The sequence below is a fragment of the Ruminococcus sp. MSJ-25 genome, from assembly GCF_018917825.1.
GTDB classification, from domain to species: Bacteria; Bacillota; Clostridia; order Oscillospirales; family Ruminococcaceae; genus Hominimerdicola; species Hominimerdicola aceti.
Window position 1 is genome coordinate 181,195 of sequence record NZ_JAHLPI010000014.1, and the last position, 21,377, is coordinate 202,571.

A 21,377-nucleotide genomic window follows, 5' to 3' on the forward strand; every position below is an offset into this window, starting at 1 on the left:
AGAGCGGCCTGTTCACAATTCATAGTGAGCAGACCGCTTATTTTATTTCATGTATTTTTTCTGTATTTTTGCAATATGTATCACAGAGTATATTACTATAAGTGCAATAAGTATTGTTAATGTGACCTTGAAAACAGACGACTCAAAGTATGACTTAGCTATTTTAACCTTCGCTTTGACTTGGGAACGCTCTACTTTAGTTGTGGAAACGAGATCTATAGTTGCAAGCACCTCACCTTTGTAGACAAGTTCCATTTTACCAAGCACATCGCCAACTTCAACAGGTGCAACAACGTTGTCATAAACGGTTATTTTCTTTTCCACATCATTTACTGATATATCTACAGGCCACAGCCTTGTAAAACCATTTGCAGGTTTTAGATTTGCATAATCTATGCCGTCACCGTAGCTTACCTTTACATCACGGACTTCGCTGTTTTTGTCCACAAAATCCGTTGCTACAAGACTTGAAAATGCCCATTTGTAAAGATTGATGTGATCAAGGAGGTTGTAGTAAACATTATCTCCACCATATATGGAATCAGGATCTTCCTCGCCCTTCTTCACATCTTCTTCAAGCTTTTCCATTGGTGCACCCATTGTCACAATAAGATATGAGGTGCCTTCATATTCCGCATATGAAGCTAAACATCTTCCAGCGGAGTCAAGGGTGCCTGTTTTTATGCCTTTAGCATAGGAGTAGTAATAATCGGTCATTGAGTCAAGCATAAGGTTTGTATTATAAATATCTGTACCATCTGAGTGATAAGAGGTGGATGCCATATGATAGCTTGGCAGACAGACAATATCACGGAATACCTGATATTTGCTTATGGCATATTCACAAAGAGTTGCCATATCCTTGCAGGACGAATAATTCTGTTGCGCCCACAGACCATGTGCATTTGAAAAGTGTGTATTTTCCATGCCGAGTTTTTCAGCTTTTTCATTCATAAGGTCTGTAAATTCTGTTATGGAATCGGACACATTCAAAGCGATTATATTCGCTGCTTCACATGAGGATGGGATAAGCAGTGCCGCCAGGAGATCATAACAGCTTACTTCTTCGCCTGGTTGTATATCAGCTGTTGAAGCACCAGTATCATATAGTTCATCAAATGCTTCCGAGCCTGCTGAATAGTATGTATCTTTCAGTTTTTGTTCATCACCTTTGAATTTGTCCAGAAGCACCACAGCAGTCATTATCTTTGTTAGGGAAGCAGGCACACGCTCGTCCTCACCGTTTATGTCAACGATAGCTTCACCGCTGTCAAGATTGACCATATAGACCGCTTCAGAGTAAAGCTCCAATGGTATCGCTTTTCCGTCATCGTCATAGCCTGATGTAGGTGTAAAATTGAATGCGTCTGCACACATCGCAGGCACAAGCAGCATTATTGCCAGCGTCATGGATAATATCCTGCTGATTTTTCGTTTTAGTTTCATTGACAGCTTCCTTTCGCACTGTATGTAAAGAGTCTTGCTCATTCAGTTTTCTCATAAAGTATATTAGCACCCTGTTTGCCCACACGTTTCACTCTTTCAAGATATGTGAGTATATTAAGCGTTACCTGTGCATATTCACGAGATATCTTTGCATTAAGGGCAAAGTCTTTAGAAGTGAACTGCTTTGGCATGTCCTCCGGGAGGAACATATCAAAGTCGGCAGGGCAGTCGATATGTATTTCGTCAATAAGTCCCTTTGGTATCCTGTCATGGCGTGAAGATCCACGCTTTTTGTTCTTTGACCAGCCGTTAAGCAATCTTATCTCCTCTGTTTCAAGCATACAAAGGCACAAATGAAATCGGGGGTTATCAAGGGTGTATTTTATTTTGTACAGTTCGGGCATGACTTCATAGATAGTGTATTTTCTCGGCGATTTGTGCTTTTCTGACAACTCTCCTGTTTCAGTATCTATCCAACGGACATATTTGACCGCAGGGATAGGGTAGACCACTGTCACGTCACAGTAGTCAAGAAAGGCTTCAAGTTTTTTCAGCAGTTTGTTGAACTGTCTTGTTTGTATCTCGATAACACCGTTCTCGCCTACGATATCAGCCACATATCCGCCAATGCGTATCTCTTGATTTTCACCATATGGCTCAAAATAGTTTTTCAAAACAGCATGAAGCGTTTTCTCGCCTAGAGTTCCGATGCCGTTGCGTTCACGGCTTTTGCCTATGATTTTATCGCAAGCATCTTGAAATTTCAGCCTGTCCGTAAGATCACCTCAGTTTTTATTATATCAGATATTCACTCTCACGTCAATCACAAAAACGCATAAAAAGAGCCTGAGATCTGCTCAGGCTCTTTAATCATACCATGACCCATCAGGTTATGCTGTCCGCAGTTATCTTGTCCCACTGGTCGCAATACTTGACTTCCATTTTGTCCATTCTTTCGTTGTAAAGCTTTGAGATAGCAGGTGTATCATATGAATAGATCATATCGTCTATGTTCTGTTCTACATAATCCATATCAACCGGCAAACGCTTGATTATGAAATATCCATATGTGTCGTTCTCTGTAAGTTCAGTGGAAATGCCGTTTTCTTTCAGCGTGAAAGCGTCTTTTACAAGCTCCTCAGGATATCCAGTCGTATCTTTATTGAAATAATATCCTGTTGAAGGATCTTCAAGACCGAGATCCCAGCCGTACTCTTCAATAAGCTTATCAAAGTCTTCTCCGTCCTGAGCCTTTTTCAGAACTTCTTCTGCAAGCTTCTTAGCATTTTCCTTAGCTTTCTTTACACCGTCATCATCAAGCTTCGCATAAGCTGACTGCTTTGCGCTCGCTTTGTCTGAAAGTGACATACTGTCATAACTGTCAGCGGTACTGTCATCAAGATCTACCTGTGCATAGAAAGGGATCATAACGTGAATCTCACGGCAATACTCGCTTGTATCCTTGACTATTTTTCTAAAGTCTTCTTTTTTTGTTGCATATTTGCCGTCATTCTTAAAAAGAGTATCGTTTACTTTAGTATAGATAGTAGCTGTTTCAAGCATTTTTCTGTAAAGATCCTCTGTGAGGTAAGCTGACTTAAGGTCATTAAGATAAGCTTCATCAGAATCATATTTCGCTTTTGCATTAGCTATCTGCCCATCAATTGTCTTGTTGTCATCGTCTGTAAGCTTAATTCCGTTTTCTTCTGCAAGCTCAGGTGCAACAAGTTCCTGCTTAAGTGCAGTGATAACGTCCTCCATAAGAAGCTCAAAACCACCGTCAGTTGACTTGATAGTGTCAAGGGTAGCTCCGTAAGTGGAAGTGTACTTGCTTATAGTATAATAATAGTAGTATCTGAAAGTATCAAAATCTATATCCTTGCCGTCAATGGTGCAAACGATAAAGTCCTTAGTATCAATGGTCTTGCCGTCAATTGTAAGTGATGGCTCAGGTGTCTGCTTTTCAGTTGTGCTGTCAACAGCTGAAACAGAAGAATCCACTGTGGAAGATACGGTTGATGAGCTGTCGTTATTTTTGCTGCATGAAGTAAAGCTGCAAATAGCTATTGTGAGAGCTGCTGTAACAGCGGCTAATTTCTTTATCATAATAATTGTCCTTTCCTTTGAGAGAAAATCCTCTGCATAACATAAATTTAATTATATCTTATTATTGTGATGATACTGTGTGATAATTCTTAAACTTTCTGTGAATGAAATATATATTATCCGGCGTGATACAGTTGACAATCTAAGTCTGGGAGAGTATAATATAAATGACTTTAATACGAAAAGAGGTATCCCATATGGATTTTGGTAAATATATTGCTCACAGAGGTCTTCACTCAGAACTTGTTCCTGAAAATTCTCTTACCGCATTCAGGCTTGCGGTTGAAAAATGTCTTTCTATCGAGCTTGATGTACGTCTAACAAAGGATTGCCGCATTGTGGTTTTCCATGACAATGACCTTATGAGAATGTGCAGCGTTGAGGGCAAAGTGTTTGATTACACATATGAACAGCTTTCTGCCTTTAAACTTAAAAACAGTGATGAAAAGATACCACTGCTGTCTGAGGTGCTGAAAACTGTTGACGGCAAAGTGCCACTTCTTATTGAGCTTAAAGGCGGTGCGCCATTTGGAGAGCTTGAAAACCGAGTTGACCATATGATGAAGAAATACAAAGGCGAATTTGCAGTACAGAGCTTTAACCCGTTCTCAGTGATGTGGTTTAGGTTTCATTCACCAAAAGTCACAAGGGGTCAGCTTATCTCAAAATACAAAAAGAATATAGACCTTGAATATATCGAAAGGTTCATTTGTGCTCAGCCATTTATCTGGAGAATTATTTCAAAGCCTCAGTTCATTGCTGCCGACCTCAGATCTATAAGCCTTGAAACTGCCTTTCAGGCCGTTGATATAGACGCAGACCTGCTCACATGGACAGGAAGAGGCAAAGATCTTATAGAAACTGCTTCACAGTTTTCAAAGACAGTTATAGCAGAGCAGTTTCCTGATGATTTTGATTTTTCTGACAATTGGGAGGAAAGCTGTGAATAAGATGCAAGACCTTCCATTGTGCGACCTTAACGAAGTCAAACGTACTGCAAAACGCACTGACAGCGATATTTCAGGCTGTAAATTTAGCGGAGAATATCTTGAAAGCGAAGATCTCTCCTGCCTGTCATTTATAAACTGTATGTTTGAAAACTGCACCTTTACCGATTGCGATTTTGAGCGTTCCTCATTCGTTGATGTGACGTTCATATCCTGCGATCTGTCAAATTCATCACTGGACTCATCCTACCTCAGCAGATGTGAGTTCAGCTCCTGCAAGCTCGTTGGCGCAGAGTTCAAGGATTGCTCCATTCAAGGTGTAGCCTTTGAATCCTCAAACTGCGGATATGCCATATTTGATAAATGCAAGCTGTCTGAAACCCAGGTGAAAAACAGTGATATGTCCTCGGCTGAGCTTGTTTCCTGCAATCTCAAAGCATTCAAGACCAGCGGCAGCAAATACCTTGGCACATCATTTTTCAGAACGGCTCTCGGCGGCGTTGATTTTTCTACCTGTCTTGTAAGTGGACTGCGCGTTTCTGATACATTCAGAGAACTCCGAAACGCTGTTTTTTCAGCCGATCAAGCTGTGGAGCTTTCAATGCTCCTTGGAATAAGAATAAAATAATTTTAGCCGCTATGACAATAAACGTCACAGCGGCTTTTTTTATCACTTTTTATCCTGTTCTATCAGTATTTTCACAGCGTTCACCGCACAGTGGATACCTCTTGTGGTGTCGTCGCTCACATTGTCTTCAAGGTCTGCCTTTGAACGCTCCACGTTCCATATAGCTGTTATAACAGCTCCACAACGGACGTGTCTTGTGATACCTACTGAAAAAACTGCGGCACATTCCATTTCGGAAGTCATACAGCCGCACCTTAAATATGCGTCCCAGCGGTAATTTATATCGTCGCTCACAGGCATTGAGTCAGGCTCTACTTCTCCATAAAAGCTGTCCTTGCTGTGAACAACGCCCACATGATAACGCTTGCCAAGCTTATCTTCTGAAAGTACAGCCGCAGCTTTTGCAAGGGCAGTTGTTACAGTGAAATCTGCTACAGCAGGGTAGCCCTCGGGGAGATATTCTTTTGACGTACCTTCGCCACGGACAGCCGCCGAAGCTATAACAAGGTCGCCACCGCTAACGGAAAGATCCATTCCTCCGCTTGTACCGATACGAATAAATGTGTCTGCACCGCACTTTACCAGTTCCTCCACTGCAATTGCCGCAGATGGTCCACCGATACCGGTCGAGCACACAGTTACCTTTTCACCGTCAAGATAGCCTGTATAAACATTGTATTCTCTGTTTTGAGCCACCTGCTTTGCGTCATCAAGAAGTGCCGCTATTTTCGGCACTCTTCCAGGGTCGCCCGGCATAATAACATATCTGCCCACTTCTTCAGGGATAGTTCTGATGTGAAATTGTCTTTCACCGTCCATAATGCTTGCCATAAAAATTCCTCCTCTCAGAATTATTCGTCGTATGGATAATTATTTTCTTCGTATAATTCATTTTCTGCAAAATTTTTTCCGGATTTCTGCTTTTTCTTTATATGTATAAGCACTATGATAAGCACTATTGCTATAATCGCAAACAGCCCGCCTAATCCACAGAAAACAACTGTTAATATGGTATTGGTTGTATCGTTTGGTGCATAAAACGTTTCAGGGTCGTCAGGGTCACAGAATATCTGGATCGTTTGTCCTCTTCTGTATCTGATGTTACTGGAATATGTATTGCTGTGAGTGGTGTAGAGCTGTCCGTCAACGTTATATGAATACACTGGTGTGTAAACTGTGCTATATGATACGTGTCCGTCATCGTTCTCGTGTCGTTCATCTTTGCTGAGAATGTCTGATATTATAGCATTGACTTCAAGAGTACATCTGTTTTTGAGTTGAGTTTGGTGTATTGCAAAACCTATTCCAACTGCAAGAAATGTCACGCCAACCAACATGAAAACTAACGCTATTATTTTCATTGCTGATTTGCTGTAATGCACATGAGATCTTTTGTAATAACGCATATTTTTCCCCCATTTAAGCATAAAAGCCAACACCTTAATATGGTGTCGGCTTTTGTTTTATCTTACTTTTCCATTTTCATTGAAATGTCAAATGCCTTGACTGAGTGTGTGATAGCACCGATAGAAATGATATCAACGCCCGTTTCAGCTATTGCACGGATTGTTTCAGAGGTCACGTTTCCTGAAGCTTCTAAAAGTGCTTTGCCATTTGTCATTTCAACAGCCTTTGCCATATCTTCATTTGTCATATTGTCAAGCATGATTATCTCAACGCCAAGTGTAAGAGCTTCTTTGAGTTCTTCAAGGTTTCCGACTTCAACTTCTATCTTGACTGTATGCCCCATTTTTTCTCTGAGAGCGTTTACTGCACCAGTCATGCTGCCATATGCGTCAAGGTGAGTATCTTTGAGCATTGCGCAATCTGAAAGATTGTATCTGTGGTTTTTTCCACCGCCTACTGTAACTGCATATTTCTGCAAAACTCTAAGACCCGGGAGCGTTTTTCTTGTATCCGCAACAGACGCCTTTGTACCCTTTACAAGCTCAACGCATCTGTTTGTTGCAGTTGCAACGCCTGACATATGCTGAACGATATTCAGTGCCGTTCTTTCGCCTTTGAGCAAGGCTCTTGTTGAGCCTGTTATTTTTGCGATAATGTCGCCTTTCTTGACCTTTTCACCGTCATGGATAAATATCTCACATTTAACATTGCTGTCAAGAAGCTGAAAAACTCTCATTGCAACATCAATTCCACAAAGAACGCCTTCGTCCTTTGAAACATACTTTGCTGTTGAAACTGAATTTTCGTCAACAAGATAATCCGTTGTAACGTCTATATAGTTGATATCCTCCAGCAGAGCTGTTTTAATGATATCGTCGATCTGAAACTGCATTAATTTCATTTGTTTTCCTCCATTTTTTCTTTGGATTTGAGCTTTTCGATAGCGTCCTTTAATACGATATAAGCGACAGTTGTAAGAGACCTTGCTTCAACATAATCTCTGTCTATTTTGAAATTACCGTCACAAAGGAAATTTTTTAGCTTTGTTACTTCTTCAAGATCAGGCGGCAAAGCCTCCTTATCAGGGATAACGAAATATGCACGCTGCATTATATCTCTTATCTCTGTTCTTATGCCATGAGGAATGTGCGGGGCTTCATTGTCTATCTTGAAATCGTATGTTTCAAGGTCACCACTGTCAGATTTTATCTTCTCATTGATGTCAGCCGCAGCACGTCTTGAAAATACCAAAGCTTCAAGAAGGGAATTGCTTGCAAGTCTGTTATTGCCATGAACCCCTGTATGTGAACATTCACCGCAGGCATAAAGCCTGTCAATGTTAGTTCTTGCATATGTATCAACATTTATGCCGCCCATAAGGTAATGATGACAAGGGAAAATAGGTATCATATCCTTAGTCATGTCATAACCTGCTTCGAGAAGCTTTTCATTTATCATAGGGAATCTGTTTCTGACAAACTCAGGGTCTTTGTGAGTGATATCAAGATAGAATTTGTCAGAGCCTGTTTTCTTGGCTTCAGCCATGATCGCATGAGAAACAACATCTCTAGGTGCAAGCTCCAGCCGATCGTCATAGTTTTGCATAAATCTTTCGCCGTTGCAGTTTTTAAGATAAGCTCCCTCGCCTCTGACAGATTCAGAGATAAGGAAAGTTTCACGAGTGTGCTTGTTGTTAAAGCCTGTTGGGTGGAACTGGATATAGCTGAGATTTTTTATCTCTGCACCAAGCTCATGAGCAATAGTTATGCCGTCGCCTGTTGCGATAGCGGAGTTTGTAGTGTATTCGTAAACTCTGCCTATTCCACCAGTTGCAAAAATGGCGTATCTGCAATTATATGTCGTATATTCGTTGTCATTAGTCAGCACAAGAATGGAAAAACCTGTTTTGGTTTTCTTTGCGTTGCACATAACGGCATTTTCGAGTATCTCAACATTATCTAGCTGTTGAACATTTCTTAGTAGAGTTGTTTCGATCTCCAGACCTGTGGTATCGGCATGATGAAAAATCCTGTTCATACCGTGTCCACCTTCGAGAGTGCGGTGATAAGATCCATCAGGACACTTATCAAAGTCAGCGCCAAGCTCTATGAGTTTTCCGATGTCAATATAGGCTTCGTCAACAAGGACCTGAGTGGACTCAGGATCATTTTCAAATCCGCCTGCTACAAATGTATCATGTTTGTGATATTCAGGCGAGTCCTTTGGATTGTCGTAAACGCCTGCAATTCCACCCTGTGCAAGGGAAGAGTTACACAAGGTCAGCTCTCTTTTGGAAAGCACAAGTACATTTAAATCACGGGAAAGGTTAAGTGCTGCATATAGACCTGCCGCACCGCAGCCAGCGATAATAACGTCATAATTTTTGTTGTTCATATTTGTAACCTCTTTGTATGGCGGAGTGTCGCCAAGTGTTATGTAAAAATCACACCAGATATTGCTCTGAAATAATTTATACTTATTTCATTATACCATATATTTTTCCCTTTTTCAACTGTTATTTGCATATATAATGCACATACCTTAAATTATTTTAAGTGCAACTTAACAAAAAAATGACTGCCTGCTCCCAAAAGGGAACAAGCAGTCGGAGGTTTATTATAGATCAACTAATAATCAAATATTAGTCACTCTGCAAATTGCTTTGTCAGCAAATATTATTTGCCGTAGTAAGCCTTGAGGTACATTTCCTTCAGCTCGCTCATGAGTGGGTATCTTGGGTTAGCACCTGTGCACTGGTCATCAAATGCGTCCTCAACCATGTTGTCAAGAGTCTCAAGGAAGTGCTTCTCGTCTACGCCGTAATCAGCGATAGTCTTCTTGATACCAACTCTTTCCTTGAGTGCCTCGATAGCGTCAATGAACTTGTTGAGTGTATCCTCATCGTTCTTACCAACAATACCAAGTGAATGTGCACACTCGCAGTATCTCTCAAGAGTATGTGGATACTGATACTGTGAGAAAGTACCCATCTTTCTAGGTGTTGGGTCAGCGTTGTATCTCATTACCATTGTGATAAGGAGAGCGTTAGCAACGCCGTGTGGCAGGTGATGATAAGCACCGAGCTTATGAGCCATTGAGTGGCAAACACCGAGGAATGCGTTAGCGAATGCCATACCAGCCATTGTAGATGCTGTAGCCATTTCCTCACGAGCCTTAACGTCTGTCTGACCGTTGTCATATGCATCTGGCAGATACTTAAAGATAAGTTTCATAGCTCTCAGTGCAAGACCGTCAGTGTAATCTGTAGCCATTACAGATGCATAAGCCTCAAGAGCGTGTGTCAAAGCGTCGATACCTGATGCAGAAGTCAGACCTCTTGGAGCAGACATCATCATATCTGTATCAACGATAGCCATGTTAGGCATGAGCTGATAGTCAGCCAGAGGATACTTAGTACCTGTCTTTTCGTCAGTGATAACTGCGAAAGGTGTTACCTCAGAACCTGTACCAGAAGATGTTGGGATAGCAATGAAGTATGCCTTCTCACCCATCTTAGGGAATGTGTAAACTCTCTTACGGATATCGATATATCTCATAGCCATATCGAAGAAGTCAGCGTCTGGATGCTCGTAAAGAACCCACATGATCTTACCAGCGTCCATTGCAGAACCACCGCCGATAGCGATAATTGTGTCAGGCTCGAAAGCTCTCAACTGAGCAACACCCTCAAGTGCACAAGCAAGTGTTGGGTCTGGAGCAACATCGAAGAATGTTTCGTGGAGAATACCCATTTCATCGAGTTTATCTGTGATAGCCTTTGTATAACCATTCTTATAAAGGAACTGGTCTGTTACGATGAATGCCTTTTTCTTGCCCATAACAGTCTTCAACTCGTCAAGAGCAACAGGGAGACAACCCTTTTTGAAGTATACCTTTTCAGGTGCTCTGAACCAAAGCATATTCTCTCTCCTCTCAACGACTGTCTTAATGTTCAGCAGGTGCTTAACGCCAACGTTCTCAGAAACTGAGTTGCCGCCCCATGAACCGCATCCGAGTGTGAGGGAAGGAGCAAAGTCAAAGTTATAGAGGTCACCGATACCGCCGAGTGAAGAAGGTGTGTTTACGATAAGACGGCAAGTCTTCATTCTTGCAGCGAACTTATTGAGCTTTTCTCTCTCGTTTATGTTATCTACCCAAAGAACTGAAGTATGACCAAGACCACCGTTGTTTACGAGAAGTGCCTCTGCGATGTCAAGAGCGTCGTCAAAGTTCTTTGACTTGTACATACCAAGGATAGTTGTGAGCTTTTCGTGACCGAAAGCCTCTTCTGGAGCTGTGCTTGTAGCCTCGCCGATGAGTACCTTTGTATCCTCTGGAACTTCAAAGCCAGCCATTTTAGCGATAGTTACAGGACGCTGACCAACGATCTTAGCATTAAGAGCACCGTTGATGAGCATTGTCTTTCTGATCTTGTCAGCCTCTTCATCGTTGAGGAAGTAGCAGCCTCTCTTGATGAATTCCTTCTTAACATCGTTGTAAACTGTCTTATCAGCAATAACTGTCTGCTCTGTAGCACAGATCATACCGTTATCAAATGTCTTAGAATGAATGATAGAGTTTACAGCGTTTACGATATCAGCAGAAGAATCGATGATAGCTGATGCGTTACCGGCACCAACACCGAGAGCTGGTGTACCAGATGAATAAGCAGCCTTTACCATTCCAGGACCGCCTGTAGCGAGAATAGTGTCAGACTCTCTCATGATCATGTTTGTGAGTTCAAGAGAAGGAACATCGATCCAACCGATGATACCCTTTGGAGCACCTGCTGCAACAGCTGCATCATAAACGATCTTAGCAGCAGCGATAGTTGACTTCTTTGCTCTTGGGTGTGGTGAGATTATGATACCATTTCTTGTCTTAAGACAGATAAGTGTCTTGAATATAGCAGTAGAAGTTGGGTTTGTTGTTGGGATAACAGCAGCGATAAGACCGATAGGCTCGTAAATTCTCATTGTGCCGTAAGCCTTGTTCTCCTCAAAAACACCACAAGTCTGAACATTCTTGTACTTATTGTAGATGTGCTCAGCAGCATAGTTGTTCTTGATAACCTTGTCTTCAACGATACCCATGCCTGTTTCCTCAACAGCCATCTTTGCAAGTGGGATTCTTGCCTTGTTAGCAGCGATAGCGGCAGCCTTGAAGATCTTGTCTACCTGCTCCTGTGTGTAGGTAGCGAAGATTGCCTGCGCAGCTCTTACTTCAGCGATCTTAGCAGTCAGAGCTTCCTCTGTATCGACGATGCCGACTGTTTTAGCTTCACTCTTTGCCATAAAATAAACCTCCAATAAATTAATTATTGTTTTTTACTCTTGATAACTCCCGCTCGGGTTTTATCTTACTTATATTATATACGATTGTTATTTTTTTGTCAATCTTATAAAGTTACAGCTTTTTTGATATTTTACGTCGCTTTATTATGCAATATACATAAATATTGAACATTGTTTTATGATAGATTAACAATTCATGACCGTCAAACTGCACAATAAAAATCAGATTGATAAAAATTTATCATATATGCCGCCTGAAAAAAGATTAATAAATATAAGATAAAAACTAAACAAAAATAAAACAGTTGTGAAAATAACGAAAATGTGCTTGACATTTAGAAAATCTGTAGTATAATATAGACATAACAGAGATACATAGAAAGCACGGAGATGTAAAGGTAATTTTACACAATAAGGCTGTTGAAAAATCAATGTATACTCTGAAACTCGACTTAATACCATATTTTAAAATAAAAGGAGATATGACTTATGAAACTTGATAACTTTGTAGCATCCAGCGACATCTATGATGTTTATGAATCTGATGGAATGGCAGTCAGGATCTATAAGAAGCCTGAATACAAGGAAAAGTGTCTGTATGCAGCTCTTACACACGCAAGAGTTGAAACAACACTTGGCAATTCCTTTATAAAGATGCCTGTTCTTCACGAGGTTTCCGTTATCGACGGCAAATGGGCTATTACAATGGACTTTATAAAGGGTAAGACTCTTCAGCAGCTTATGGACGAAAATCCAGACAAGAAAGACACGTATCTTAACCAGTTTATCGACATTCAGTGCGAGATACACGCTCAGTATATGCCACTTCTTTCAAAGCTGAAAGATAAGATGGCAAGACAGATCAAGACTCTTGGTCAGATCGACGAGATAAAGAAGTATGAGCTTCTCACAAGACTTGATTCAATGCCAAAGCACATCAAGCTTTGCCATGGTAACTTTGAGCCAAAGAACGTTATCATCAATGACGAAGGTACTTATGTTATCAATTGGGGTTCTGCTAGACAAGGTAATGCGTCTGCTGACGTTGCAAGAACATACCTGCTGTTCTGCCTTAACAATCCTGATCTTGCTGAGGCTTATCTTGATAAGTATTGCGTAAAGAGCGGAACATCTAAGCAGTATGTACAGGCTTGGTTGCCGATCGTTGCAGCAGCACAGCTCATTAAGGGCAAGCCGGAAGAGAAGGATCTGCTCATGAAGTGGATCGACGTTGTAGATTACGATTAGTCTTTTTGTCAGGTTGTAACAAATTTGTAACCTCTTATTGTGCAAATAGCTAAAAAATGATTTATCCCGATTATGAGTTTCGTCATAATCGGGATATTTTGTTACAATTCTTTATAATCTCTTTACAGAGTAATTTTCATGTGATATAATGTGAAACTGTTGAAATATGACATAATGATTTAGGACTACAGAGGTTATTCGGAGGATCAATATGAAAAAGCTAATGATAGCTGTTGCTATAGTTTGCACTATGTTTACTTTGCCGGCTTGTGGAAAAAATGCCGATAATAAAACAGAAAATAATGTTAATCTTACAAATAATGACGTAACGACAGCTCAAACAGAGGTTACTGATGAAGTGCCAGACGAAACTACTTCACTCCCTGACAGAAGCACTCTTGAAAAGATACCAGATGAGGCTGTTGATTCGTTTAATCAGGTCGTAGATGTCTGCAAGGAGATATATCCTTTGGCTGAAAAAACAAAAAGGCTTTATGGTTATACAGGCACTAAGACTGTGAACAAAAAGAATTGTTACATTTTTGTTATATATGATAAAAATGACGATGTGTTGACAAAGGTGGCAACTGTCGCTGCCGAGGTTGCATCAGATAAGCTTTACGTTCTTGATGATGAAACAGGAAGTGCTGAAAAAATCAATACCGAGGATGTTAAAACTCAATCTACAGAGTCATGGGCAGATCAAGTAACTGAGTCTTTTGCTGAATACTATCAGAGCAAAGAGGTTAACGACCATCTTGCTGCAGTTGTTGAAACAGCCGCGGTTAAAACAGTTCGCTAATACTTTATATAAAAAAATCACACCAGAGAATTTTCTGGTGTGATTTTTTTATTCGATCTCTTCGCTGTTGTCAGTATCAGTGCTTGTGATGATATTTGTTGCATATGTAAGTGTAAGCAGGCTGTCACCTAAATGGACATTTTCCACAACTATGTTTTCATAGTCGATGCTAAGATCATAATGTGAAAAATTCCAGAACGCTTTCAGACCAAGATTTACAAGCTGGTCTGCAATAGCCTGAGTGTTTGCTTTCGGTATACAAAGCACAGCTACAACAGGGGAGTTTGCTTCGCAAAAGCTTTCTATATCATTAGTGTGACGAATCGGTATGTTTCCTACCACTTCACCAGTGAGCTTTGGGTTTATATCAAATATGCCTATGAGATTGCAACCCCTTGTTTCAAAGTTAATATGTGTGGCGATAGCTTTACCGAGGTTTCCTGCACCGATAAGTATGGTCTTGAAATGCTTGTCTACTCCGAGTATCTTGCCTATTTCCATTCTAAGCTCGTCAACGTGATAGCCATATCCCTGCTGACCGAATCCGCCAAAGCAGTTAAGGTCTTGTCTTATTTGTGAAGCCGTGAGCTTCATTCTCTCAGAAAGCTCCCTTGAAGATATTCTTTCAAGTCCTTCTTTTTGAAGCTCACCTAAAAATCTATAATAACGTGGCAGTCGTTTTATTACTGATGCGGATATCGAACCGTCTTTAGACATATATTTACACTTTCCTTTACTAAAAAACATGATTGATAAATAAATAACAATATCACATAATATAATAGCACTAATCTTTTCTTTTGTCAAGGACTTGTAAACTCTCTGCGGTCTAAAAAAGCAGCCTCGTTTTACAGAAGCTGCCTTATGTACATTAATTTTATTCTAGATCTTTTTTCTTTACAGAAGCAACACAGAAGTCGATGCGTTCTTCATCATCTTCTTCATTTCCTGAACCTGTGAGAGGAACTCCTTTTGTTGGATCGATCCCGTCAACGGCTGTAACAAGCCCTGTACCCTCGCCAATAGAAGCACCCGGTACTCTGAACTTTGTAATGTCGATAGGCTCGATAGAGGTCTCAACAGGCTTTTCAAGCTGTGGTATCCACTCGTATGGTACACGATAAGCTCTGTAGATCATGTTGCTTTTGAATGTGCCGGCAAAATTCTTGAAATAAGGGTTTACAAATTCCCAAACTATTTCATGGTCAGGTGTGACTTCAAGAAGATGTCCATCTGAACCTTCCGTAATAAGAGTGTTTCCGTTCGGAAGTCGCTGTGCAGAGCTGATGTATGAGCTATAGAACTTAGAAGCGTCAGTAAAAAGCAGATTTCCTGCTTCAAGGGGAGTGTACTGCCATGTTATTTCAAGTGTAACAGGATTGAATTGAAGTACTCTTGAGTAATCTCTGTGTGCATTGTTCACGCCTGTGAGGGAAGCAGGGTTAGGTGTGCCGTAGCCACCCTCGCCACCGTTATCGAATACCAACAGGTCGCCCTCTCCAGGAAGTCCCTTTGGTATCATGTGCAGGTGGTGCTGACCAATTATCCAGCCAAGCTTCTTTGTGGCTTCGCTTTCGTTGAAGTTAGGACCTACACGCCATACTATCTTACCTGTTGATTTCTCGATAATTCCGAGTATGTTTGAGTTTCTTGCGTCAAATATGATATTGTCTGGGTGGAAGCGTTTGTCGCCTGCGTCATACCACTTATTTTCGCCAAGGGTAGAGAAGTTGTTTATGTGCATCCAATCTCCACCTGCCTCACCGTGAAGACCGGGGTTTCTGAACAATGCGTTCTTTGCGGCCTCGTCAAAGCCAAGCTCATCAAAGTGGTCGCTTGCACGCCAGCTCCAAATTATATTGCCTTCCCAATCCACTTCGATGATCTTATCGTCGATAAGTCTTTTGTCTGAAATATCGTGGTTGTAAAGGTTCTCGTGAGTAAGGATAAGTGTATTGCCACTGTCTGTCTTTGGCTCGCCATTTGGATAATAGTAACCCACAGTGCTGCCCTCACGCTGAAAATCATGGTGCTGTCTAGCCATATAGACCGGTTCCTTACCCGGGTCGGCAACAAGTTCAGTTTTGTCGAATTTCCATACGATATGACCGTCCCAGTCTACCTGAACAAGATCAAGTTGATCCTGATATGCATATTTACCTCCTCTTGCTCCTGTTGTGCCCATTACATATCCGCCTGGGAGTATTTTGTTAGGAAATCCTCCCAGTCCAGCCCAAAGCTTTACTTCATTGCCATTCATATCTATGAGCAGAGCACCTTTAGCGGACGGGAAGATCGTATAGCCGCTGTAGGCTTTTTCTTTGTTGTATATTGTAACTCCTGTTGGATAAATGCTTGGATAACCCATGTCTGATTCCTCCTTGTTTATTTGTCTGCTTTTGTCAGGTCTGCCGTAACGTTATCTGGAAATGCTTTTTTTGCTGAGTCTGGATAATAAAATTTCCTTATGTTGTAATTGTTTGAATATTTACCATTCTCATACGCCCACTTATTTATTTCATCAAGATGAGATGCAGCTTCCTCAGAAAGTCCCAGTTTAATACTGTACTGTTCCCAGTTTGTTTTGAAATCATCTGGTTCGATTCCATATTTCTTTGATATTTTTTCAGCCGACTCATCTAAGTTGTCATTTATGTATTTAACGCTTTCATCAAGTGCTTTAAGATAGTTCGTAAGAGTTTCAGTATTGTTCTTTGCAAAGTCGCTTGATGTTATAAGATAAGCAGATACATTTATCCCTATATCTTTTGCAGATGCGACCTGAGTCCAGCCCTCTGCTTCATATTTTTTTATAGCTGAGCCTGTAACGATAGCGGCTGATGCCTCACCGTTATGTGCAACTGCTATCTGAGTTGATATGGAATCTGTGTTGACGTTTTTCTGCTTTGACGGGTCAAGTCCTAAATAAGTCTGAGCCTGCCAGTTGAAGTATTCTGAAACTGTTCCAATAGAAGTTATCCATCCTTCACTTTCATCTAAAGCATCAAGATCATCTTTGTATTTTGGTGCAACAAAAAGACCGCCGTTATATGAAACGCTAGAACTTAGATCTGAAAAAATCACAAGATTAGTGTTATCGAGAGTATTTCCAATTCTGTTTACAGCAGCAAAATCTGCAAGAAGTCCTGTATCTGCTGTGCCTGTTGCAATAGCGTCAACTGTGTTAATGCCGGCAGCGTATTCTGATGTTTCGAGAGATATACCATATTTCTCAAATATTCCTTGCTCCATACCGATATAGTCGGCGTACTGATCTGGCTGACCTGTCATGTTCGCAACTCTCAAAACGCTAAGCTCTTTACCGTCTTTGGTAACCTTCTTTGCGGTTTTTCCGCTTGATGAACTACCGCATGATGCAAGAAGAGTTGCTGTCAATGCTGTCGATGCTATTATTGCGATTATCTTTTTTATGTTCATTTTTAAATCTCTCCTGTTAAATTAATTATTTTACGTCAAAGTGTTTAAGTTTTTTCTTGCCAATAAACTGTAGGATCCTGTCAGCAGCAAAGCCAATCACAGCAAGTGTGACGATTCCTGCAAAAGCCCAGCTTGTTTTGTAATAAAGCTTCGAGCTGTTTATAAGATAACCAAGGCCATCACTGCCGACCAGCATTTCAGCTGCCACAACACAGATGATAGCTGAGCTAAGTCCTAGTCTTATTCCAGTGTAGATATTAGATACCGCTGATGGTACAACTACCGTGAAAAAAACTCTTGCTTTTTTTGCCCCCATACAGGAAGCTGCTTCCACGAGCTGCTTATCAGTTGAAGCCACACCCGCTATAGTGTTTACGAACATAGGGAAGAATGACGCGTAGAAAATAAGTGCTACTTTTGATTCTTCGCCTACTCCGAACCACATTAGAAAGAGTGTCGTCAATGCAATAGCAGGCACAAATCTGAAAAAGCTAAGTATAGGTTCAACGAGCCAGCGTACAGGTCTGAAATTTCCTACAATAAGACCCATAGGAACAGCAAAAATTATTGAAAGTAGCCAGCCTTTTATTACTCTTCCGACGCTTGCAACAATGTCACTCCAAAGAGTTCCGTCTTTGATAAGTTCCTTCATGCTGTCGATCGTTTCCTTTGGGCTTGGAAGAAAATATTCATCATATTTCAAAGATCCTATTCCCCAAAGGACAATTATTGCTACCCATGATATGATGCCACATTTTAGTATCTTCTGTATAGCAGAGGACTTTGTTTTATTATTTTCCATCTTTAATGTCCTCCTTATTAAATATAGTACAGCTCTGAGTCATCAAGAGCTTTGTTTACGAGAATATTTGTCGTGTTTTCATCAATAGTGTAAAGCTTCTTGATAAGTACTTTTACCTTATCACCTTTTTTCAGACGGGAAGCGTTCAGCGGATATCTGCCTGTTACTGAGATACCGTCTATGGAAGCTTTAACCTCAAAGGCGTTTCCTCTGAATGAAACTTCTTCCACAACGGCATCCTCCATTGAGCTTTCAAACTGGTGATACTCGCTGTCTTCAAATTTGTTTATCTCGATAAACTCAGGTCTGATTATAGCTGAAGTCTTGCCCTCTGCTGTTTCAAAGCCTTTGAGCTTGCTGTAGTCCTCGATAACTGCGGACTGACCGATAAACTGAGCAACAAAAGGAGTTTTAGGTTCAAGGTATATCTCAACTGGATTGCCTATCTGCTCGACTCTGCCTTTGTTTGTGATAACAATTTCGTCTGCGACCTCTATTGCTTCGTCCTGATCGTGTGTAACGAAAATGCTTGTTATGCCTATTTTATCAATAGTATCACGAAGCCATGTTCTCAGTTCTTTTCTTACCTTTGCGTCGATAGCTGCAAAAGGTTCGTCAAGTAGAAGTAGTTCAGGCTGAGGTGCTAGTGCTCTTGCAAGAGCGATACGCTGCCTTTGACCTCCGCTAAGCTGGTCAGGATAACGCTTGCCAACGTCAGGCAAGCCAACAAGTTCAAGAAGCTCAGCCACACGTTGTTTAATAAACTTCTTATCTTTTTTCTGAACCTTCAGACCATAAGCTATATTATCGTAAACTGTCATAAAAGGGAAGAGCGCATAGCTTTGAAAAACAAATCCGATACCTCTTTCATTTGATGGAAGTTTGTTGACATTTTTACCATCTATAATAATATCGCCGCTATCCTGTTTTTCCAAACCTGCAAGCATACGCAGGATAGTTGTTTTACCGCTGCCGCTCGGTCCAAGCAGACCGATAAGCTTTCCCTTTTCAATACCAAAACTTACGTTATCCGAAGCTTTAAAATCGCCAAAGCTTTTATTAATGTTTTTTAATTCTATATACATAGCTGACAACTCCAATTAAGATATATTGCTGTGATAGTTTCAGTGTCAACATCGCTGCATTCGCTTATTGATCTTTGACAATTTAAGTTCCTCACTTTCAATTCATATCAAGTCGATATGATTAGTATGCTTTTATTATACATGATTTTATGGAAATGTCAATAGTTATAAATGATTTTCGTGAAATCATACATATATGATAGGAATACTTTATTATTGTTGTACATTTTATTCATAACTTACATATATGAGAAATATGATATACAGAAATGTTTGATAATACTCTTGACAAAGTGCGCAAATAGTGATATAATCACTATATTCATAGTAAAACTATATGAATAATATAATATATATTGGAGGAAATAAAAAATGCTTACAGAACTGACAAACCAGAATTACAACGAGCTGATATCAGCAGACAAACCGCTTGTTATAGAATTTTACTCACCTACCTGTGTTCACTGTAAAAGAACAGAGGCAGAGCTTAACGAAGCTGCAGAAGAGCTTGGAGAAACCGCTATCATAGCTAAGTGTGATATCACCTCTCAGCCAGATCTTGCGAAGAGATATGACGTTACAGCACTGCCAACACTCCTTTTTATAAAGAATGGTGATATCAAAAACAAGCTTGAGGGTTTTACACACAAGCTGATAATTCTTGACAATATTAAGAGATTATAAAAAAATCAGTCCGATGTTTTGAGCATCGGGCATTTTTTTTGAGCAAAAAGTCTTGACAAAGTAGGGAGTTTATGATAAAATAATAATGTTGTTTTGTATGCGGGTGTGGCGGAATTGGCAGACGCGATAGATTTAGGTTCTATTGGCAACACCGTGCAGGTTCAAGTCCTGTCACCCGCACCATATTGGTGAGACTAAATGGATGCTCACCTCAAAAAGCCCGTATTTACGGGCTCTTTTCATGTTTTTCAGTCGAAAAATTTTAGTGTAAAACCATGGATGCTTTTTCATGATTTTCACCGACTGGAAGGATTTGAACCCTCGACAAATGAATATTGTCAAATAAATCGGCAAGCTTTGAGCAGATTTCGCTCTGAGCCTGCCGATTTTTTATAAAAAAACATTCACAAAGTTTAGAAGGCTGTTTTGTCAAATATCACGAAATGTGATAAACGACAAAGCGGCCTTTTTTTATTTCTCAAGAAAGGACGTGATACCCATTTGGCAGATGTACTATATAAAAAGGAAACAAAACGAACGGAGGAAAAGTCAATGAATGAAAAATTGATAATCAACACTAACCTGCTTCGCAAAGAGGCAGAATTTAAGACAAAGTCCTGTGCGGTGGAAAAAGCGATAGCAGTTTCTCATGCTGAGTTTGATAATTTAAAAAGGCATCCCTTGCAGGACAATGACCTGATCGCTGAGAACACAGATTTGATGTACTGCGACAGAGATGATATTTATCATTGTCTGCTGATCTACGATGAGGAACAGGGTGACGGTCTGCTGATCGAAGCTGAAGGCTCATCCTACGCTAGATACGTTCAGTATATTCCAAACGCAAAGCTGTTGTACGAAAATCATATTCAGACGCATTTGCAGGAAATGAAATTTTACTGTCCCCTTGAGATCAGCAGAGTACCTGAATGTTGGTCTGATGAGGAATACGAAAAAATCTCCTCCTATGAAGCTTCTGCTTACAAATCGGAGATAAATCATTTTATCAGCGATTTCAATTTGCCCGAAGAAAAAGAGCGAGGTCTGATGCATTGGTACGATAGAGGCAATTCTGTTGACCGAAAGGTGTTTTCCGCATTTATGTCGGTCGAAGAACATAACGGAGAACTTGTGGGAGTGGTCACAGCAAACGTTCACGGTCAGCTTACGGAAGATGAACTTGAGGATCTCCGTGAATATTGTACCGGGCAGTTAAGCGACGGCGCAGGAGAGAGTCTGGAGCAAAGACCGATAAAAACTCCCGACGGAGAAATTTATATCAGCTTTTGGAATTCCGACAAATGGTTTTTGCAGACGGAGTGGTTTTGTCAATATCACTTGACACATTTTATTCGAACAAGAATTATGCAGCGAGAAAGATATGATCATAGTAGAGCTTTCTTCGAACTGCCGGAGGCAGCCCACCGTTGGCGGTGCAGATTCTTCTGTTAGCCCAGTAACTCATATAATATCTCCAGATCATAGTCTTC

The 21,377-nt window shown here is 40.6% G+C and carries 19 protein-coding genes and 1 tRNA gene; 7 read left to right on the forward strand and 13 right to left on the reverse strand.

Going from position 1 to position 21,377, the window contains the following annotated elements:
* Positions 1-42: 42 nt before the first annotated feature.
* The 3 genes from KQH97_RS04995 to KQH97_RS05005 form a co-directional block, all read right to left on the reverse strand.
* Positions 43-1,446 carry a D-alanyl-D-alanine carboxypeptidase family protein gene (locus KQH97_RS04995; RefSeq protein WP_216553089.1) on the reverse strand — a complete coding sequence of 468 codons (1,404 nt, stop codon included), beginning with the start codon at positions 1,444-1,446 and terminating at the stop codon, positions 43-45.
* 38 nt (positions 1,447-1,484) lie between these two features.
* Positions 1,485-2,120, reverse strand: a complete 636-nt coding sequence (locus KQH97_RS05000; RefSeq protein WP_253286370.1) for a hypothetical protein — start codon at positions 2,118-2,120, stop codon at positions 1,485-1,487.
* Between the two features lie 211 nt (positions 2,121-2,331).
* Entirely contained in the window at positions 2,332-3,552 is a 1,221-nt protein-coding gene (locus KQH97_RS05005; protein ID WP_216553094.1) for a peptidylprolyl isomerase, read from the reverse strand.
* Positions 3,553-3,749: 197 nt separating this feature from the next.
* Here KQH97_RS05005 and KQH97_RS05010 point away from each other — a divergent pair, with 197 nt between their 5' ends.
* Together KQH97_RS05010 and KQH97_RS05015 are read left to right on the forward strand one after the other, a co-directional pair.
* Complete coding sequence (locus KQH97_RS05010; RefSeq protein WP_216553098.1) at positions 3,750-4,502, forward strand: glycerophosphodiester phosphodiesterase family protein; 753 nt, start codon at positions 3,750-3,752, stop codon at positions 4,500-4,502.
* Between the two features lies 1 nt (position 4,503).
* Positions 4,504-5,127, forward strand: coding sequence for a pentapeptide repeat-containing protein (locus tag KQH97_RS05015; protein WP_253286376.1), 624 nt, complete (start codon positions 4,504-4,506; stop codon positions 5,125-5,127).
* A gap of 42 nt (positions 5,128-5,169) precedes the next feature.
* On the opposite strand, the gene udp is transcribed toward KQH97_RS05015, so the two are convergent.
* The 5 genes from udp to adhE form a co-directional block, all read right to left on the reverse strand.
* Positions 5,170-5,958, reverse strand: coding sequence for a uridine phosphorylase (gene udp / locus KQH97_RS05020; RefSeq protein WP_216553103.1), 789 nt, complete (start codon positions 5,956-5,958; stop codon positions 5,170-5,172).
* A 20-nt stretch (positions 5,959-5,978) separates the two neighbouring features.
* A complete protein-coding gene (locus KQH97_RS05025) occupies positions 5,979-6,533 on the reverse strand; it encodes a DUF3592 domain-containing protein (protein WP_022288436.1) in 555 nt (184 codons plus the stop codon).
* A 62-nt stretch (positions 6,534-6,595) separates the two neighbouring features.
* Positions 6,596-7,435 carry a carboxylating nicotinate-nucleotide diphosphorylase gene (gene nadC, locus KQH97_RS05030; RefSeq protein ID WP_117905239.1) on the reverse strand — a complete coding sequence of 280 codons (840 nt, stop codon included), beginning with the start codon at positions 7,433-7,435 and terminating at the stop codon, positions 6,596-6,598.
* Complete coding sequence (locus tag KQH97_RS05035; protein ID WP_216553105.1) at positions 7,432-8,928, reverse strand: L-aspartate oxidase; 1,497 nt, start codon at positions 8,926-8,928, stop codon at positions 7,432-7,434. Before KQH97_RS05035 ends, nadC begins: the two co-directional genes overlap by 4 nt.
* A gap of 281 nt (positions 8,929-9,209) precedes the next feature.
* Positions 9,210-11,828: a bifunctional acetaldehyde-CoA/alcohol dehydrogenase gene (gene adhE, locus KQH97_RS05040; protein ID WP_117898028.1), complete on the reverse strand. Its 2,619-nt coding sequence runs from the start codon at positions 11,826-11,828 to the stop codon at positions 9,210-9,212.
* 489 nt (positions 11,829-12,317) lie between these two features.
* On the opposite strand from adhE, the gene KQH97_RS05045 reads away from it, so the two are divergent.
* On the forward strand, positions 12,318-13,076 hold the full coding sequence (locus tag KQH97_RS05045; RefSeq protein WP_022288440.1) for a phosphotransferase family protein: 759 nt from the start codon (positions 12,318-12,320) through the stop codon (positions 13,074-13,076).
* A 211-nt stretch (positions 13,077-13,287) separates the two neighbouring features.
* Positions 13,288-13,878: a hypothetical protein gene (locus KQH97_RS05050; protein ID WP_216553108.1), complete on the forward strand. Its 591-nt coding sequence runs from the start codon at positions 13,288-13,290 to the stop codon at positions 13,876-13,878.
* A 48-nt stretch (positions 13,879-13,926) separates the two neighbouring features.
* Here the strand turns inward: KQH97_RS05050 and KQH97_RS05055 are convergent, their stop codons facing one another.
* The 5 genes from KQH97_RS05055 to KQH97_RS05075 form a co-directional block, all read right to left on the reverse strand.
* Positions 13,927-14,595 (reverse strand): redox-sensing transcriptional repressor Rex, encoded by a 669-nt coding sequence (locus tag KQH97_RS05055; protein ID WP_038671796.1) that lies wholly within the window; start codon positions 14,593-14,595, stop codon positions 13,927-13,929.
* A gap of 160 nt (positions 14,596-14,755) precedes the next feature.
* Positions 14,756-16,246 carry an aryl-sulfate sulfotransferase gene (locus tag KQH97_RS05060; RefSeq protein ID WP_117856430.1) on the reverse strand — a complete coding sequence of 497 codons (1,491 nt, stop codon included), beginning with the start codon at positions 16,244-16,246 and terminating at the stop codon, positions 14,756-14,758.
* A 17-nt stretch (positions 16,247-16,263) separates the two neighbouring features.
* The gene (locus KQH97_RS05065) at positions 16,264-17,316 is read right to left on the reverse strand and encodes an ABC transporter substrate-binding protein (RefSeq protein ID WP_216553111.1); all 1,053 of its coding nucleotides are present in this window, start codon (positions 17,314-17,316) and stop codon (positions 16,264-16,266) included.
* A 25-nt stretch (positions 17,317-17,341) separates the two neighbouring features.
* Entirely contained in the window at positions 17,342-18,118 is a 777-nt protein-coding gene (locus KQH97_RS05070; protein ID WP_216553114.1) for an ABC transporter permease, read from the reverse strand.
* A 17-nt stretch (positions 18,119-18,135) separates the two neighbouring features.
* A complete protein-coding gene (locus KQH97_RS05075) occupies positions 18,136-19,203 on the reverse strand; it encodes a sulfate/molybdate ABC transporter ATP-binding protein (RefSeq protein ID WP_046441881.1) in 1,068 nt (355 codons plus the stop codon).
* Positions 19,204-19,575: 372 nt separating this feature from the next.
* Here KQH97_RS05075 and KQH97_RS05080 point away from each other — a divergent pair, with 372 nt between their 5' ends.
* The 3 genes from KQH97_RS05080 to KQH97_RS08870 all read left to right on the forward strand — a co-directional run bounded on the left by KQH97_RS05080 (position 19,576) and on the right by KQH97_RS08870 (position 21,339).
* A complete protein-coding gene (locus KQH97_RS05080; protein ID WP_216553116.1) occupies positions 19,576-19,887 on the forward strand; it encodes a thioredoxin domain-containing protein in 312 nt (103 codons plus the stop codon).
* A gap of 99 nt (positions 19,888-19,986) precedes the next feature.
* A tRNA-Leu gene (locus KQH97_RS05085) sits at positions 19,987-20,070 on the forward strand.
* A gap of 369 nt (positions 20,071-20,439) precedes the next feature.
* Entirely contained in the window at positions 20,440-21,339 is a 900-nt protein-coding gene (locus KQH97_RS08870) for a DUF6329 domain-containing protein (RefSeq protein WP_216553119.1), read from the forward strand.
* The last annotated feature ends 38 nt before the right edge of the window (positions 21,340-21,377 follow it).